This is a genomic window from Siminovitchia terrae (genome assembly GCF_003605405.2).
GTDB lineage: Bacteria > Bacillota > Bacilli > Bacillales > Bacillaceae_C > Siminovitchia > Siminovitchia terrae.
Map to the genome: position 1 here is coordinate 100,502 of NZ_QYTW02000007.1, position 18,232 is coordinate 118,733.

At 40.4% G+C, this 18,232-nt stretch carries 16 protein-coding genes, 1 tRNA gene and 1 pseudogene; 15 read left to right on the plus strand and 3 right to left on the minus strand.

Annotated features, from left to right (window positions below; translation table 11 throughout):
• Positions 1-785: 785 nt before the first annotated feature.
• On the minus strand, positions 786-1,304 hold the full coding sequence (locus D5F11_RS09675) for a cupin domain-containing protein (RefSeq protein ID WP_120118442.1): 519 nt from the start codon (positions 1,302-1,304) through the stop codon (positions 786-788).
• 585 nt (positions 1,305-1,889) lie between these two features.
• On the minus strand, positions 1,890-3,212 hold the full coding sequence (locus tag D5F11_RS09680; RefSeq protein WP_120118441.1) for an aminotransferase family protein: 1,323 nt from the start codon (positions 3,210-3,212) through the stop codon (positions 1,890-1,892).
• A gap of 424 nt (positions 3,213-3,636) precedes the next feature.
• Between D5F11_RS09680 and D5F11_RS09685 the strand changes: the two genes are divergently transcribed.
• From D5F11_RS09685 to alr, 7 genes and pseudogenes are all read left to right on the plus strand, one after another.
• Positions 3,637-4,890 carry a serine hydroxymethyltransferase gene (locus D5F11_RS09685; RefSeq protein WP_120118440.1) on the plus strand — a complete coding sequence of 418 codons (1,254 nt, stop codon included), beginning with the start codon at positions 3,637-3,639 and terminating at the stop codon, positions 4,888-4,890.
• A gap of 86 nt (positions 4,891-4,976) precedes the next feature.
• Complete coding sequence (locus D5F11_RS09690) at positions 4,977-6,194, plus strand: cysteine desulfurase (protein WP_120118439.1); 1,218 nt, start codon at positions 4,977-4,979, stop codon at positions 6,192-6,194.
• Positions 6,195-6,516: 322 nt separating this feature from the next.
• Positions 6,517-6,975 (plus strand): annotated as a pseudogene (thiD, locus tag D5F11_RS27910) (bifunctional hydroxymethylpyrimidine kinase/phosphomethylpyrimidine kinase).
• 2 nt (positions 6,976-6,977) lie between these two features.
• Positions 6,978-7,301, plus strand: coding sequence for a bifunctional hydroxymethylpyrimidine kinase/phosphomethylpyrimidine kinase (locus D5F11_RS27915; RefSeq protein ID WP_342776016.1), 324 nt, complete (start codon positions 6,978-6,980; stop codon positions 7,299-7,301).
• On the plus strand, positions 7,301-7,984 hold the full coding sequence (locus D5F11_RS09700) for an MOSC domain-containing protein (RefSeq protein WP_120118438.1): 684 nt from the start codon (positions 7,301-7,303) through the stop codon (positions 7,982-7,984). The genes D5F11_RS27915 and D5F11_RS09700 overlap by 1 nt, the downstream gene beginning before the upstream one ends.
• Positions 7,985-8,345: 361 nt before the next feature.
• The gene (locus D5F11_RS09705; protein ID WP_120118437.1) at positions 8,346-8,585 is read left to right on the plus strand and encodes a thioredoxin family protein; all 240 of its coding nucleotides are present in this window, start codon (positions 8,346-8,348) and stop codon (positions 8,583-8,585) included.
• Between the two features lie 100 nt (positions 8,586-8,685).
• Positions 8,686-9,855 (plus strand): alanine racemase, encoded by a 1,170-nt coding sequence (gene alr, locus D5F11_RS09710; protein ID WP_120118436.1) that lies wholly within the window; start codon positions 8,686-8,688, stop codon positions 9,853-9,855.
• A gap of 592 nt (positions 9,856-10,447) precedes the next feature.
• On the opposite strand, the gene D5F11_RS09715 is transcribed toward alr, so the two are convergent.
• Positions 10,448-11,344, minus strand: a complete 897-nt coding sequence (locus D5F11_RS09715) for a LysR family transcriptional regulator (protein WP_120118435.1) — start codon at positions 11,342-11,344, stop codon at positions 10,448-10,450.
• A 197-nt stretch (positions 11,345-11,541) separates the two neighbouring features.
• On the opposite strand from D5F11_RS09715, the gene D5F11_RS26245 reads away from it, so the two are divergent.
• The 8 genes from D5F11_RS26245 (at position 11,542) to serA (ending at position 17,698) form a co-directional block, all read left to right on the plus strand.
• Positions 11,542-11,697, plus strand: coding sequence for a hypothetical protein (locus tag D5F11_RS26245; RefSeq protein WP_185830606.1), 156 nt, complete (start codon positions 11,542-11,544; stop codon positions 11,695-11,697).
• A gap of 12 nt (positions 11,698-11,709) precedes the next feature.
• The gene (gene serC, locus D5F11_RS09720) at positions 11,710-12,795 is read left to right on the plus strand and encodes a 3-phosphoserine/phosphohydroxythreonine transaminase (protein WP_120118434.1); all 1,086 of its coding nucleotides are present in this window, start codon (positions 11,710-11,712) and stop codon (positions 12,793-12,795) included.
• Positions 12,796-13,025: 230 nt separating this feature from the next.
• A complete protein-coding gene (locus tag D5F11_RS26250; RefSeq protein ID WP_185830607.1) occupies positions 13,026-13,184 on the plus strand; it encodes a hypothetical protein in 159 nt (52 codons plus the stop codon).
• A 66-nt stretch (positions 13,185-13,250) separates the two neighbouring features.
• Entirely contained in the window at positions 13,251-13,739 is a 489-nt protein-coding gene (locus D5F11_RS09730; protein WP_185830608.1) for a transposase, read from the plus strand.
• A 161-nt stretch (positions 13,740-13,900) separates the two neighbouring features.
• Positions 13,901-13,971, plus strand: a tRNA-Cys gene (locus D5F11_RS09735).
• 38 nt (positions 13,972-14,009) lie between these two features.
• A complete protein-coding gene (locus D5F11_RS09740) occupies positions 14,010-14,753 on the plus strand; it encodes a YggS family pyridoxal phosphate-dependent enzyme (protein ID WP_120118433.1) in 744 nt (247 codons plus the stop codon).
• Between the two features lie 563 nt (positions 14,754-15,316).
• Positions 15,317-15,625, plus strand: coding sequence for a MazG nucleotide pyrophosphohydrolase domain-containing protein (locus D5F11_RS09750; RefSeq protein ID WP_120118449.1), 309 nt, complete (start codon positions 15,317-15,319; stop codon positions 15,623-15,625).
• Between the two features lie 480 nt (positions 15,626-16,105).
• Positions 16,106-17,698 (plus strand): phosphoglycerate dehydrogenase, encoded by a 1,593-nt coding sequence (serA, locus tag D5F11_RS09755; RefSeq protein WP_120118431.1) that lies wholly within the window; start codon positions 16,106-16,108, stop codon positions 17,696-17,698.
• Positions 17,699-18,232 lie beyond the last annotated feature (534 nt).

The following is an 18,232-nucleotide window of genomic DNA, read 5'->3' on the forward strand; positions in this document are numbered from 1 at the left end:
CACGAAAAGACAGTTTAGGACTTTCTCATTGGAAAATGTTTTGTCGATCGGTCCAATAAGGAGAAGGGGCGTATGTTGAAAGAAAAGGTTATTTTCCTTACTAAATTTTACCTAACCCTCTTTTACTCTTATAGGAAACATTAATTATAGGATAAATAATTGAAATGCAAGGTTCAGTTGTTCGCCTGAATTTTTGCTCCCTCAATAAAAGGAGAAGTTCCCGCAACAGGTAGACAAAGAAATCTATTTCATTGATAATCGTTATCATTGATGGTTATTATCAATAGAATTCCTTAGGGCATATCAATAATCGAGAGAGACAAAAAGACAGAGGAGTGGTTTCTTGAAAAAATATGATTGTTGGATACATGGATTGGGATGATATATCCAAAATGAAAGGTTTATAGCAGTCCATAAAGGTGTGCGATGCGAAGTGATGAAAATAGATAGCTGGTTATCAGCGGTCTGACTCGTGAATTTACAAAACATTTTATCTTTTATATAAATCCACTAGAGCGATTACATAATGGTCCTAATGATAGGGGATAAAGAAGGGGATACTAGTCTATCTCTTAGCCCTTATTATTCGAAAGCAAGCAAAAAATGCGGTATTGAGATACTTCAAAATGAATGAGAAGATAATTCAGAATGGTACTCACTAACATCATTAAATAATTCAAACCTATAAAATGCCCCTCTTTGAATTTGGGCATTTTATAGGTTTTGTAAGTAGTATAAGAAGGAAAACAACCGGTGCGCAATTGTCTGTCTATAATATCCTCTTATTAAGAGTCCAGCGGTTCTCCCACCATATGACTAGGCATTTCTCCGATTGGCTCTTCGAAAAACCATGCTCCCAAGCTACTGACATGGGGGACGTCTTGGAATGTGATAAGAATAGCGTCTTCTGTATCAGACGTATTGCAATGCTCATGTTTTGACCAAGAAGGAGCTAATACAAGGTCGCCTTTTTTCCACTCAATTATTTCTTCATCAATGATACTATATCCTTGGCCTTGAAAAACAAAAAAGAGTGCAACATTTGAATGACGATGCGCGTGTTCATGTACTCCAGGCTTAAAAACCTGGACTATAACATTAAGAGTAGGGGATACCCCGTATGCATTACCTGTATCTTTATGCACTAGAGAAATGGTGCCGCGGCCTTTCTCTGGTGAAGCTACTGTCTCCTTAAGCTTAGGATAAATATCTTCCCATTTCCATACGGCTGGGCGCAGCCTTGGCTTCATAGTTTTTTTGCGAAATTCTGATACAGACATTATTTCTGTTCTTTCTTTGCTCATTGCTCTTGTCCCTCCTTGGATAATGTAAAATTTTTCTTCAAGGTGCCTTTATCTTCTCGAAATTCTCATTCACCTGTCTATTGATTATTAAAACGAGAGATCCAAATATTTAAGGTATTCAAATATCCGCTCCTTCCTGCCTTGCCGGTTCTCGCCCATGTCTTTAAGAGGTTCATCCACACATTCCTTAGTCCCGCGTATCGATTCGATGTATATACGGAGTAAATATGACTCAATTACCGTACGATGGACTGTCTGTAGGTACTGTAATAGGAGACACTTTTTTGATAAAACTCAAATTTGTTCTTTATATATCAGTATAATTGTCTATTTTCATTGATCAATACAATTATTTTTATGGAAATGATAGACTAAAACTATAGTTATTGGTGATTTATAATTCGAATCAAGGTAATCTAACCATCTCTATATTCATATAGCATGAAATATACCAAATATAATAAGGACACTCACAATCTCAATCTTTCTAGAAGTCAAGTCCTTTTGCGATGCCCCTCCCTTCCTTAGAAAACTTTGAGAAATGAAAAAGAGCGGCTATGATAGCCCGCTCTTTTAAATCTAAAATTATAGTGATGTTTGTACCTCAAAAATCGCACCTTTAAGGATATCCACAAATTCGTTAACTTCCTTTTCATTGATGCAAAGCGGAGGAGAATAAACAATTGTATCTTTATCCCAGTATACAACGTTACGCAAGATTAATCCGCGTTCTCTTGCTTTAGCTACAACTTTTACAGAGACTTTTTCCTTAAAACGTTCGCCAGTTTCCTGATTTTTAACAAGTTCAATTGCACCAACTAATCCAAGGTGACGCACTTCACCGACGATATCAGTTTCTTTTTGAAGCTCTTTTAATTTGCTCGCTAGAAGGTCTCCCATTACCTTGGAATTCTCAACCATGTTTTCATTTTCCATAATTTCAATGTTTTTCAAACCAACGGCGCAAGCTGTTGGGTGACCGCTATAAGTGAGTCCATGCATCAAGACGCCTTTGGAGTATTTAATTAAATCTTGATGTACGTGTTCACGTAACACAACTGCACCTAATTGAATATACCCACTGGAAATACCTTTAGCCATTATCATTACATCTGGAACTATATCATAGTGTTCGCAAGCGAACATTTTTCCTGTACGCCCAAAGCCGCTGATTACTTCATCAGCAATGAACAAGATATCATATTCATCACAGATTTTACGGATTTCCTTTAGGTATCCTTCTTTGGGGAAGTTTACTCCGCCCGCTCCTTGAATAGGCTCAGTTAGGAATGCCGCGATGGTATCTGCTCCTTCTTCTTCAATTGCTTTTCTAAAAGCATCAGGATCATCCGGATCAATATGCACGAACCCAGGTGCTAGTGATGTAGTAAACTCATGGAATGATTTGATCCCGGTGGCACTTGTGGAACCGGATGCAACTCCATGATACGCCCTTTCACGAGCAATGATTTTTGTTTTTTCAGGCTTTCCTTTCACTTTCCAGTAGTGGCGGACAAACTTATATGCTGAATCGTTTGATTCAGAACCGCCGGAAGTAAAGAATACGCCATTTAAATCGCCAGGTGTTATTTCAGCAATCTTAGCAGCAAGACGAATAGCAGGTTCGTTACTCAAGCCAGTAAAACTAGAAACGTACGCACATTTTTCAAGTTGCTCTTTTGCTGCTTCAGCAATTTCCTTACGGCCATATCCAATGTTTACATTCCAAAGGGAAGCCATGCCTTCAAGATATTTCTTTCCATTAACATCTGTAACATAAACACCCTCAGCTTTATCAAAAATAATGCCAGGACCGTTTTCTTGCTGATCCTGTAATGAAGATGTCGGATGAATAAAATATTTCTTGTCCAATTCAACTAATTCTTGCCTCAATGTTTCATTGCTCATAAGAATCGCTCCTTTTCAAAGTTGTATAAAAATGTGGAAATATAGCGGTATTGCACATTTAGTTTAATTTGAGGTGAAAAAATATACAATCTAATAATCTATATCATTTTAATAGGATATTCCTATCATTATGCAAGAGGAAAGTGATAAAGGTTCGTATGTAAAATCAATAATGGGAGTGATAGGAAAGATATTTGAGCTCTCCGCTATTTTTTTCATGAATGAGCGAGCTGAGAAATAGTTAAAGATGATAGTGCTTTTTATTATAGTATTTTCCTATCGAAACAATATGGATTATTAGATTGTTTAATCATTTTCTGCGATTTATACTAAATCGCAATAAGAGAATCATATCCTGTTGTCAGTTGTAGATTTCAGCCAACAGGAAAATCAGCCAAAGCATATACCAAAGGAGAATGATAGAATGAGACATTTACGCAAACAAGATCCTGACATAGCAACTGCCACCAAACTAGAACTTATGCGGCAACGAAATAAGATAGAACTAATTGCTTCTGAAAATTTTGTAAGTGAGGCGGTGATGGAAGCGATGGGGACCGTCTTAACCAATAAATATGCTGAAGGCTACCCGGGAAAAAGATATTATGGCGGTTGTGATTACGTGGATATTGTGGAAGAGTTGGCAAGACAAAGAGTTAAGGAGCTATTCTGTGCAGAGCACGCCAATGTGCAGCCCCATTCAGGAGCCCAGGCGAACATGGCGGTATATTTTGCAGCAGTTGAGTTTGGTGATACGATTCTCGGCATGGATCTGTCACATGGGGGGCATTTGACGCATGGAAGCCCTGTCAATGCTTCCGGAAAAATGTATAATTTTATCCCATATGGAGTGAACGATAAAACCTTTCGCATCGATTTCGATGAGGTACGGAAATTGGCCCATAAACATAAGCCGCGAATGATTGTCGTAGGAGCAAGCGCTTATCCGCGAATGATCGACTTCGAGCAGTTTGCTCAGATTGCAGAAGAAGTAGGCGCATTGTTCCTCGTAGATATGGCTCATATTGCTGGAATCGTTGCAACAGGATTGCACCCAAGCCCTGTTCCGTACGCTGACTTTGTAACGACAACAACCCATAAAACGCTACGTGGACCGAGGGGAGGAGTTATTTTATGTCGCAAATCATGGGCCCGGGCCATTGACAAAGCGGTCTTTCCAACAACTCAAGGCGGCCCACTCATGCATATGATTGCAGCGAAAGCTGTTGCTTTTGGAGAAAACGCCAAGCCCGAGTTTAAAACATACATAGAACGCGTCGTTCAAAATGCCAAAGTACTAGCAGAAGCATTAATGGCAGAAGACCTGCAAGTTATCTCTGGGGGAACTGATAACCATTTAATTCTCCTTGATCTTCGCAACATAGGGCTGACTGGGAAACAGGCTCAGCAATTGCTTGATGACATTGGAATTACCGTTAATAAAAATACAATTCCTTTTGATACGACAAGTCCGCTGATAACAAGTGGGATTCGTATTGGGACACCTGCTGTGACAACAAGAGGTATGGGACCGGAAGAAATGAAGGTGATTGCAGGCATTATAGCTCAAGCTTTAAAAAATCCTAGTTGTTCGGAAATACAGGAAAAAATGAGCGATAAGGTAAAGGGGATAACCTCGCGGTTCCCTTTATATGAAAGTAAATTAAGCAGAATATAGAACGAGTGTATAGCCGTACCAGCCATTTATCGGGGATTGAGATGAAGGCTTATCGACAAAATGAACGGTGCAAGGAGGGAATAATGATGGAGTCTTCAGAAATTCGCGAGCTTTTTCCAATACTAAACCAGAAAATTCATGGCTATCCTCTGGTTTATTTGGATAGTGCTGCTTCGGCCCAAAAACCAATTCATGTGATTGAAGCGGTGAAGCATTATTATGAATGGGATCATTCGAACGTACATCGGGGAGTGCACACACTAGGGATGCGTGCAACTGATGCTTATGAAGGAGCACGAGTAAAAGTAGCCCGCTTTCTTGGAGCGACTTCAGAAAAAGAAATCATTTTTACTCGTGGCGCTACATCGGCGCTCAATCTCGTAGCAAGCAGTTATGCGCGGACTGTATGCAGGAAGGGGGATGAGATTGTTGTCTCTGCGATGGAGCATCACAGCAATCTGCTTCCTTGGCAGCAAGCAGCAAAGGCCACAGGCGCCGTATTAAAATATATTCCGCTGCATCCAGACGGAACCTTTTCGATTGAAGATGTAGAGAAGTCGGTCACAAACCGAACAAAAGTGGTGTCGGTTTCGCATGTTTCCAACGTACTTGGTATTGCCAATCCGGTGAAACAAATGGCTGTTATTGCCCGTAAGAATGGGGCTGTTCTAGTTGTGGATGGAGCACAAAGTGCTCCCCATATTAAGGTGGACGTTCAAGAATTGGGCTGTGATTTCTATGCGTTTTCTGGGCATAAAATGTGCGGACCAACCGGAGTTGGGGCACTGTACGGAAGAAAAGCTCTTCTTGAACAAATGGAACCGATTGAATTCGGAGGAGAAATGATTGATCATGTGAGTTTACATAATGCATCGTGGAAAGAGCTTCCTTGGAAGTTCGAAGGGGGCACACCAATCATCGCTGGCGCAATCGGCTTAGGTGCCGCAATCGATTTTCTTGAACAAATCGGAATGAATACTATTGCAGAACATGACAATCAATTAACCCGCTATGCGGTAGAACAAATGGGGAGGATTGAAGATTTGACGATGTATGGTCCGAAAGATGGTCATTTAGGGTTGGTTACATTTAATTTGGGGAATATTCATGCGCATGATGTTGCTACTGTGCTTGATACGTATGGGGTGGCTATCCGTGCCGGGCACCATTGCTGTCAACCGCTTATGAGACATTTAAGTATTGGCGCTACGGCTCGTGCTAGCTTTTATTTATACAATACAGAAGAGGATGTTGATCGCTTTCTATTGGCTCTACAAAAAACGAAAGAATATTTCAAGGAGTGATTTTGTTAGGATATCACAGAGAAAACGCCCTATTTTCGACGTATATTAGAAACCCCATCTCGTTAACAAAAGACGAAGGAAGCCGATTTTGGGACGATCTAGGTAATGAGAATTTAGATTCCATGTCAGGAATTGCAACTATGCAATTAGGGACAAAACAGAAATAAATACTAAAAGGAACTAAGCGCATTCCATATAGATTTTTAGATTCATAAGCCAGAGAGGATTTGATCACATGCAGGTACCTAGAGCGTTATCGATTGCGGGTTCTGCTGCAAGGGGCGGCGCTGGAATCCAGACCGATTTAAAAACCTTCCAGGAAATGGATGTATTTGGCCTCAGTGCTATCACAAGTATGGTTGCGAATCATCCACGCTCCGATCAAGACGTATTTCCCATAGGAATGCCATTGAAGCGCAAGTATTATACGGTGCTGCGTGACGCCGGGGCAGATGCGATAAAAACGGGAATGCTCTATACAAATGAGATCATTGCCCATGTGGCCAAGTGAATTAAAGAATCAGACACGCCCAATATTGTTGTGGACCCAGTCATGATTGGCAAAATGGACTCGGCTTTGTTAAAAGACGATGCCATTGAAACTCTAAAAACAAAATTGATACCCCTAGCCACGATCATTACACCAAATATGCCGGAAGTAGCACTGCTGTTAGAAACGAATCAGCAACTTACAACTGTTGAGGACTTAAAACTAGCGGCAGTGGAGCTACAAAAGCTTGGCCCGATGTCAAAGGAGGCCGTCTGGAAGGTCCTGCTGTAGATGTGTTATATGATGGTGAGAAGTTCCATATACTTGAAGCGTGGCGTATTGATACAATCCATACAAATGGAGCAAGGTGCAGCTACTCTGCCGCAATCACAGCCCAGTTAGCAAAAGGTAAATCCGTCCTAGAGGCTGTGGAGGAATCAAAAAAATTATTACAGCTGCGATTCGCCACTCCATTGCATTTAAGAGCAACGTCGGCCCCCATACCATGCCGCCTATCAAAAATAGAGCGAAACAGAAGTCAAGGTAAGAAATTATATAGTCTAAAATCTAGCACATTGGACAGAGAGAGCTTAGAAGAAGTTAAGGGGGATTGCTAATGAATCAAGTCAAAATCCTTTCAATCAATGTGAGTAAACCGATACAGGTACAGTTTCATAATCAAGAAGTTTCCACGGGTATATTTAAGACACCTGTACATAAATCTTTATTTTTATCATGGCTGAACTTTGAGGGGGATGGTCAGGGCGACCTTGTTCATCACGGAGGCAAGGAGAAGGCTGTATGCGTTTATCCTTTTGAACATTATCCCTATTGGGAAAATGAATTGAAAAAAAAGCTGGAGTACGGTGCTTTTGGAGAAAATTTAACAACCCAAGGATTGTTAGAAACAGACGTTTGCATCGGTGATATATTTGAGCTTGACAATGCAATTGTTCAGGTTAGTCAACCAAGGCAGCCTTGTTACAAATTATCGGTTAAGTACGGAAAGCCTGAATTGCCGCTAAAGGTACAGAAATCAGGCTACACGGGCTTTTACTGTCGTGTTCTGAAAGAAGGGATGGTATCCAATTCAGCTGGTTTTACAAAAATTTACAGTCATACTAATGCTATTACGGTTTCTTTTGCAAATCAGATTATGCATCGTGAGAAAGGAAATATCGAAGGGATAAAAAAGATACTCGAAGTGGAAGAACTGTCGCTAAATTGGAGGAAAACATTTTTAAAACGTTTAAAGGGAGACGAGGTTGATTCTCGGGAAAGATTAACCGGCAATAAATGAGAGGTCTATTCATTAATAATATTTTCATTCGTAACTAAGGTTCTAGGGTCGATAAACCTATTGCTTTGTCTTCAGCCAAATTTAAGCACCACCAATAAAAGGATAGCAATTGCTATCCTTTTATTGATTTTACGCGCGTGGACTTCATATAAAATGCAGTAAAATCTAAGATTAATATGAAGGCGCTGAAAAAGTATAGTTGTAAAAACAGTAATAGCTATTATCCTGAATTACGAATGTAAAATCATTACCTATCCCTATGATAATGATAAGAAATAAGGGATTGTTCATGATAGTTGGTTTCACTTACGATATAAATATGTAGTAAAGCTACATAAAATATTCAGGGAGTGGATGGAAAATGACAAAAGCAGTTTTTTATCATGCTGGGTGCCCAATTTGCGTAGATGCTGAACAAGTTGTGCTTGAGTATCTTGATAACTCAAAAATCAGTACAGAAATCGTCCATCTTGGTACAGAACGAAACCGTATTGAAGAAGCAGAGAGAGTTGGGATTAAATCCGTTCCTGCATTGGTTATTGAAGGTGACATCTACCATATCAATTATGGTGCAAGCTTGGAAGATGTAAAAAAAGGGTAATGGCTAGAAAAAGGAGGTGTCGGCAGGGGCACCTCTTTTTGGAGTGAGTTGAATAATCAATAGAGGAGTCAATTTAAACTCCTGGGGAGCGTGACTTTTTTTGATTGGCCAAACTCAATATTTTCGTGATACATGGGTAGAGATTGACATGGACGCACTTTATCAAAATGTACAAGCTATTTGTAATGGACTGCCGAAGGGAACGAAATTGTTTGCTTCGGTAAAAGCAAATGCTTATGGACACGGAGATTTTCAAGTAGCAAAAGAAGCCCTGAGAGCGGGCGCTCATGGCCTTGTTGTCGCTTTGCTTGATGAAGCATTGTCCCTTAGGCTGAGAGGGATTCAAGCGCCAATTCTTGTTCTAGGCCTTATCAGGCCAGTGGATGCGGGTGTTGCCGCCAGGCATCATATTTCAGTCTCGGTATTCCAAATAGAGTGGCTCAAAGAAGCCAGTCGGGTGATTGATAGCAGGGATCCGCCGCTCAAAGTCCATATTAAGTGCGATACCGGGATGGGGCGCATTGGACTTAAGCATAAAAACGAATTAAAGGAAGTCGAACGATTCATTCATTATGCATATTCATTTGAATTAGAGGGGATATTCACCCACTTTTCGACCGCCGACCTAACTTCAGAAAAATATTATCAGCGGCAGCTGGAACTTTTTAAACAATATGTATCAGTGTTGGAAAAGACCCCGAAATATGTACATGCCGCCAATAGCGCAGGCGCCCTTTGCCACAAGGATTCCTTGTTTAATACGGTCAGGGTCGGGATTGCAATCTACGGTCTTGCCACATCACAGGAAAAAGCTCCGCTTGCGAAAGGGAAACAGGTATTCTCGCTTCACACCAAAATCGTTCATGTAAAAAAAGTTCTTCCGGGCGAATCCATCGGATATGGGGCAGACTACCAAGCACAGAGTGAGGAATGGATTGCCACGCTTCCAGTTGGATATGCTGATGGCTGGCTGCGTAAGCTAGAAAGCCAAAGTGTTATTGTAAATGGACAGCGTGCGAACATTGTTGGCAGGATTTGTATGGATCAGATGATGGTTAAGCTTCCTAACTATTTACCGATTGGCACTAAGGTTACCTTGATTGGCGGCAAAGAATCTGAAGACTTTGTTACAGTGGAAGAAATTGCCGAAAAACTGGGAACGATCAATTACGAGGTAACATGTACGATCAATTTTCGCGTTCCCCGTGTATATAAAAGAGGCTCTCGGCATCTTGAGGTTGAGAATTATCGGATCTCATTTTCCATGTGATGCGGTACAGAGTAATGTGGGAAGGCTGTTGTGATGGCTGATTCGCACTTAAGAAATGAAAATTGTTCAACCCACAGTATGACATTATTACGATGAAGCTTTGGATCAGCGTTGGCATTTCTGCCATTCAAAAAAAGGTCCCATTGTGCGGGATTCCTTTTTGGGCTGTTTCGTTTTAATCAGAATGTGAGCGGGGCCGTCACGCCCCATTAATGTGAGCTTATACAAAAATATCTTTCTCGTACAGCCAACCTCCAAGACTATCTCGAACCTAATCTCTATTTCGGGCTGAAGGTAGTGTACTAACAGGTCTAATCATAGGAGATACCAATTCAAATCATATTAATTATTGAATTGAACAATCCCTTACTTCAATTTATACTAAATCGGAATACTATGACTTGTTTTGAGAATGGTCGACTTCACGATCACCTATGTACATCATTGTTCATCGCGTTAAGCATGATACGAAGCGAATAAACGGAAGAACATCTTAGTAAAGAATCTACTCTTATTTAACAAGGAAAGACAAATAATTTTTTCTTTTAAGACATCGCTTTGTTTTCTACCTACACTAAAAAGATAGGGTCACTCAGTCAATTTGTTCATCCTTGACCGTACTGATTAATTGTTCCATAAACACACGGCTGGCCGCGCATAAATATTTGTTTTTCCGATATACGACACCGATTTGGGTAGTAAGTATCGGATCATGGATCGGGATTGTTCGTATTTGCTCATTTTCATGATAATCGAGGTACGCTTTTGGAAGAATGGTAACGCCAACGCCCATGCTGACCATATTAATAATTGATTCCATCGTCGTCATTTCCATTACCGGCTGTGGTGTAAATTCGAATGAGCGGCATCGCTCATTAATCAGCTGCCGTAAAAAATATGTGTCAGGCAATAAAACAGAAGGAGTTTTTTTAATAATGTCAAGTGTTACAATCGGTTCACTGGCAACGGGATGATCAGCAGGTACCGCAAGAGCAAGCGCTTCTTTATAGAGCGGAATTGTTTCCAAATCTTCATGTTCCATCGGTAAATATACGATACCCAAATCAAGTTCGTTTTTTAGAAGCCCCTCGTAAATATCTCCGGTTCGTAGACCAAGAATAGAAAGTTCTATATTCGGGTAGCTTTGATTAAACCTGATAGCCGTCGGCGACAGCAAGTAATTTACTACTGTGAGAAGTGCACCAATTTTCAATGTACCTCTCTTTAACCCTTGTAGTTCGCTGATTGCCGCACGCGCCTGTGAAAGTTCATGAAACACATTGTAGCCATGGTGGAGCAACGTTTTACCTGCTTCAGTCATTAGAGTTTTTTTGCCGACGCGATCAAATAGGGGGGTTCCGATTTCGTGCTCCAGTAAACGGATTTGTTGGCTTAGGGAGGGCTGGGCGATACCAAGCTTCTCTGCCGCGCGGGTAAAATGGAGTTCCTGACATAGGGTCATAAAGTATTCCAATTGCTTTAATTCCATCTGACATCCTCCTTTATCGTTCATTTTCACATAATAATAGATTATTTCTATTATTATAGAGCAAATCATAGAAAATATCTAATATATATTTGATTTGATAAGGTGATTGAAAGGAGCAGGGGATTTAAGTCTTTGTTATCGGACATTTAACTTCATCAGCAGAAGTCTTCTACTTCTGTAAGTGGTGAGATGAATGATTGGTATTCCATTCAGTGGGGTACAAACCCCAGCTGAATAAAGTTAAAGTCTCCGGCGGATGCCACAGATTTTCAGAGGAAACTTATCGAGCAGAGCTCGATAAAATCTGGGCGCAAATACGCCAAGGCGCATTTGATAATATTTTCAATTCATAAGGGGGAATAAGGATGAAACAAGTCTATAACTTCAATGCGGGACCAGCAGCGTTACCTTTAGACGTCATGCTTCAGATACAGGATGAACTCCTTGATTTGCAGGGCACAGGTTTGTCGATCTTAGAGATATCACATAGAAGCAAGGAGTATGAGAATATCAATGGAGAAACACAGCAATTGTTGAAAGAGCTCCTTAACATTCCTTCTGATTACGAGGTGTTATTTTTACAGGGGGGTGCGAGTACACAATTTGCCATGGTACCCATGAATTTTTTAACTGGAGGACGTAAGGCGAGTTATCTGCACAGCGGCACGTGGTCTGGCAAAGCGATAGCGGAAGCGAGAAAGATTGGTGAGACTGCAATTGCAGGAAGCTCGGAGGCTGATCATTTTAAAAAGGTTCCTAATCTTAATAGAATGAAGATCGATCCGGAAACGGCTTACATTCACCTTACCTCTAATGAAACGATTGCGGGTACTCAATACCAGAACTTTATAAATACGGGGGAAGTACCGCTTTTTGCAGATATGTCCAGTGACATTTTGTCTCGACCTATTGATGTTTCAAACTTTGCACTTATATATGCCGGCGCTCAGAAAAACTTGGGACCTTCCGGCGTTACGGTTGTGATTGTCAAGCGTAAGATACTGGAAAGAATCCCTGCAAGTATTCCCGATATTATGAATTATCGGATTCATGCAAACAAACGCTCCCTATTTCATACCCCTCCTGTGTTTGCTGTCTACATTGTAAATCTTATGCTGAAATGGATCCGAAATAACGGCGGGGTAAAAGCTATCGAACAGCGCAATTACCGAAAAGCTAATTTAATTTATAGCACAATCGATAAGAGCGGTGGTTTTTACAACGGCTTAGCTCATCCAGAAAGCCGATCGATGATGAATGTCACATTTAGTATCTTTAATGAGGGTATAGAAAAACACTTTTTACAAGAAGCGGAGCAAAATGGTTTTGTTGGGGTAAAGGGCCACAGGGATGCAGGCCATCTGAGAGTTTCTATTTATAACGCGGTTACGTACGAACAATGCCAAGCATTAACGGATTTTATGTTGGATTTTCAAAAACGTTTTGGATAAGAGAGGATTTCAGCGGTTGTATTGTTAATTCAGATCAGGCAATTAATAGATGGTTTTGCTTGAAGAGATGGACACTTTTTAACAACTTAGGGCAGAAGTCCCCTTCCTCAACGCAAAGCTAGGTGGGGGATGAATGCTTGCCTTTGTTGGGATTTTGCAGGAACATTTGTTCCTATCATGTTATAATGAGACATAGGTATCCTCATTATTCACGAGTGGGAGGAAACGATATGCTCCGTTGCATGAAAACTCTGTTTCGCGCAAGCAAGGAAACCATTGACCGACTGTTCGAGTGCAACCGCGTATCAGGCGAAGTGTGGAACTTCTGTCTCGCCCTTGCCAAAGAAACCCATTTGAAAACAGGAAAATGGATAACAAAAAGCGAGTAGCAAAAAAGGTCAAAAGGAATCTTCCCTATTCATTCTCAATCCGTGCAGGCGGTTTGTCATAAGTATTTGTTCGCACGGGATGCAGCACTAACAGCAAGAAAAGCGGGCCATAAAACAAAATACCCGTATAAAAAGAAAACGTACTTCAATACAAAGTGGGCGAACAACGGCTTCAAAGTATTTGAGAACGGAAAAATCGAGTTATCCATGGGCATTTTTGAAGGGAAAGGGCAAAAACCTCTGAATATTTGGGTGAAAGAATGGCCAAAAGGGAAAATGAAAGAGATCGAATTAATCTTTGACCGGCAATTGATGCTGTCTATTGCCTATGAGGATGGAAGGGAAGTAAAAGAGAATCAATTCGTAAACCGGGCTGCCATTGACGTTGGAGAAATTCATACCATTACGGCAGTGGCTGAAAACGGAGAAAATCTGATTATTACTGGGCGCCGCCTTCGTTCCATCCATCGGCTGCGCAATAAAAAGCTTTCCGAACTCCAGCGGAAAATGAGCAAGTGTACAAAAGGCTCATCTAGAAAAATAAGTAATCTATGAACCAAGATTCCAGCCTTTTTATCGCTGGAATTTTGGTTTTATCGGACGCTTTTTTTGATGTAGATCGATAGGTAAAACCAATTATTATAAGTAAAATATTCAAATTGAAGTTATAAATGGTAGCAGGTAATATCTAGTTAAAGATAGTTGGCTTTATTTTTGGGAGTATAGCCAAATGGAAAGGCAAAGGTCTGCAAAACCTTCAATTCTGGTTCGAATCCAGATACTCCCTCTTAAGAAAATTTCCTTTGAAAGAAACGGGGAAGAAAAATGAATGATTTGTGGATTGTGGACAATCTGAAGCGGATAAGAGAAAGAATGAACTCGGCTTGTCAATCCGTTGGTAGAAAAACTGAGGAAGTGAAGCTACTGCTAGCTACGAAAACCGTCCCTGTGGAAAGAATTAAGCAAGCTCTTGATGCCGATGAAACATTGATCGGTGAGAATAAAGTTCAGGAATTGCAGCAAAAATATTCACTGCTCCAAAATGATCAGACAGAATGGCATTTCATCGGTCATTTGCAAACGAATAAGGTGAAAAATGTATTAAAGTATGTAACATGTATTCATTCAGTTGATCGCTTGAAATTGGGGAAAGCATTACATAAACAGCTCACAAAAGAGAACAGGCAAATAGACATTCTCGTCCAAGTCAACACTTCATATGAAGACAGCAAGTTTGGAATTGCTCCTGAAGAAACTTTGAATTTGGTAGAACAGCTTTCTGAACTGAATACATTAAACATTAAGGGTCTGATGACGATTGGGAAACTGACTACTGATGGTAAAGAAACTAGAAAATGTTTTCGTCTGCTAAAGTCAATCCAGCAACAGATTATCCAACAAAATTATCCAGGGGTTGAAATGGATATTCTCTCAATGGGCATGTCCGGCGATTTGGAGGTGGCTATAGAGGAAGGAGCAACTATGATTCGAGTAGGGACTGCAATCTTTGGAGAAAGAATATATCCCGACAGTTATTACTGGAATGAAAAATTATCCATATCAGAATAATCTAATCAGTAGTATTGATTCATTAGAAACAAGACAGTTACTATTAGTTCAATTAGCCAAGATTGGTAAATTTGTGCGGAATTTTTCCGCAGTCGAAAGAAGATATGATATTCAACCTTTTCATAGGGACAATAAAAATGTGGATGTTGAAGATGTAATCTGAGTGTTTAGAAATAGCGGGATTATACGACCAATTGATCAACCCGAACGGATCCAATTGATGTTGAACAATTCGGATATTCTGCTGACCGCCTGGCTTGGGGATAAAATGATTGGTGTGGCCCGAGCTCTAACAGATTGGAACTATTGTTGTTATCTGCCCGATCTATCTGTTGACGGAAAATTTCAAAAACGGAGTAGGGCGTGAACAAAAGAAATTGGGGAAGAAGTCGTACTGATTCTATTAGCCGCACCAAATGAGATGGCATACTACCCAAAAGTCGGATTTAAAAGATGGTTTCATGATCAAGCGTAGGAGTTAAGGAATTTGGTTTACGCACCGCGTTCATCTGAAGTCTAGTATGAAAGGTAGAGTTACTAAAAAAAAGATCGGGGACAAAGCAATGGATATTTCAAGTATGCAAAAATATGCCAAAAAGTTTAGTGAAGAAAAGGGGTTCGATGTCAATACTATCCAAACTCGAACGCTGTATTTAATGACTGAGGTTGGGGAATTGGCAAAAGAAATTTTGAGCATTTCTTTCTATCCAACAGAGGAAAAAGTGCGACTTGCAAAGGAAAATATAGGTTTGGAGATGTATGATATCTTCTACAATATTTTAGATCTTGCCAACCAACTAGATATAGAATTGGAAGAAGCATGTCACAAAAAGATGGAGATCAATAAAAACAGAATCTGGTGTGAAAGATAAGCCAAGTCGAACAAATACAAAGAGCCTCGGATCCTGATTATTGGGATAGTGGCTCTTTATGACTTGAAAATCTGGTATCTGGGTTCCATAGAGACATTCATAGACGATTTACTCCAAGTTATAAACTGCGCGTATCCAAACTACTTCTGAAACATTGGTTGTGATTGGGCGGACGTACTTTCCTGGTTTACAGACGCCACCCTTAATACGGTCGATGACTCGATTATGTCACATTGGCCTTCTGTCAGTACGATTTATTTTCATCAATTGATACTCTCCCCCTTTAAATGTTTGAATAAAATTGCTCATCCATATTGGATTGCTAAAAAAAGACTTTTATGGATGTTTATAAACAATCCATTTATCGATATACTGTCATGGTGTTCTCAATACATGCATTAGTTTTTAAACCTGGTATCCACTGCTATACAGGTCTCCAACTTAAATATCATACAAATCAGGTTTAGAGGAGGGAGAAAAATGTTTAAAGTTTTAGTGTCAGATCCCATTAGCGATTTTGGTTTGCAGCAACTGAGAAACGCAGAGGATATTAAGGTCACAAAATTGTCGGGGCTAAGCGAAGAAGAGCTTATTTCAATTATCAATGAATATGATGCATTGCTCGTCCGTTCTCAAACAAAAGTGACTCGGAATATCTTGAAGGCCGGCATCAATTTGAAGGTCGTTGGCTGCGCAGGAGTTGGCGTCGACAACATTGATTTAGACGGAGCAACGATCCTAGGGATTGTTGTGGTCAATGCGCCAGACGGAAATACGGTTTCGACGTGTGAGCATACTTTTGCAATGATGATGGCATTGGCTCGGCATGTACCGCAAGCCAATGCCAAAACAGTTTCCGGGGTGTGGGATCGTAAATCATTCCTTGGCGTTGAACTGCAAAATAAGACACTCGGTGTCCTTGGGCTTGGCCGTATCGGAATTGAAGTGGCTAAACGCGCGGCAGCGTTTGGTATGATAGTTATTGGCCACGATCCCTTTATGTCGGAGGAACGGGCGAGAAAATTGGGCATCAAGCTAACGACTGTAGATGAAATTCTGAGAACAGCTGATTTCATAACTCTTCATACTCCGCTAAAAAGAGAATCAAATTATATGATTGCCAAGCCACAATTCGATGTAATGAAACCGGGAATGCATATTATCAACTGCTACCAGGGTGGAATTATTGATGAGGGTGACCTCGTTAATGCGCTTGACGAAGGAATTTTGGCAGGGGCAGCTTTTGATGTATTTGAAAAGGAGCCGCCAACGCGAGATCACCCCTTTTTAAAACATCCAAAGATTATTGTTACACCGCATTTGAGTGCTTCCACTTTGGAAGCACAAGAGAATGTTGCCATTGATGTTTCCAAGCAAGTAATCAATATATTGCGAAATGAACCCTTTAAAAATGCAGTCAATATGCAGACGATTTCCAGCGATCACCTGAACAGATTACACCCCTACTTTACGTTGAGCGAACAACTTGGAAAATCGCTTGCTCAAATGACCGATGGTGCAGTACGTGATGTTACAGTGGGGTGTGCAGGTGATCTCGCTGAACTAGACACTTCACCACTTATACCCTATGTACTGAAGGGCATACTTTCTCACCATCTTGGGGCAGAACATGTCAATATTGTCAATGCTACTCATTTAGCGAAAGAACGTGACCTTAACTTTGTAACCCAAAAGTCACTATTATCCCAAAGTTCGTCAAATGAAATTATGATACGTATGAAGACGACTAAAGAGGAGAAATCGGTAAGAGGGTCTCTGCTTCCTGAACTAGGGGAACGCCTTGTTCAAATCGGTCCTTATCCGGTTGATATTCCTCCTTCAGGACAAGTTTTATTAATTTCACAGATGGACAGGCCGGGGATTATTGGACGGGTTGGAAGAGTGCTCGGTAGAAGCGGCATTAATATTGTCACGATGCAAGTGGGTCGCAACAAAATTGGTAATTCAGCGTTAATGATTTTAAAAATCGATAAAAAGGCACCCAAAAACGTGATTGAAGAATTATACATGATACCAGAAATCAGACGTGTACGAGAAATATCTTTTGACTGAAAATTCCTAACATAGAAAGCGTGCTAGTTTTGTTTATTAGTTGAGTTTTAAATGTTTAATAATCCAAACCACAATAAGTTTACAGTGTCCAAATAAACACGGACAATGAGCAGAAAGATGTGAAAACTGGGCCATTTTAGTCAGGGAGAATCTTGAATCTGTTTGGCAACTAGCATGAGCCAGGTAAAAAACCCCCATATGAATTATTTGAGAAGAGCTTTTTTCATGATGTATTTGCCGTGGATAGCATGCATCTAGGATAGAGCACCTTCTCTTTTTTTGAGACATTCACCTTATTTTCTGTGTGAAATATTTTACGGATATAGTCAGTAAAATGACCAGGTTTTGGCATTAAGCTGCAAGTCATCACCATTGACGAAAAATTGGCTAGTGATTTATCCTATAGGAATATGGTGAGAAAGCAAAAGGGAAGAAATGAAATAACATTGCCCAAAGTGTAGTCCTCCTCTGCTATACAAAGGTTTCGCAAACCAATGTCGGGCAGAGGAGGATTCCATATAAACCTCCCCATGA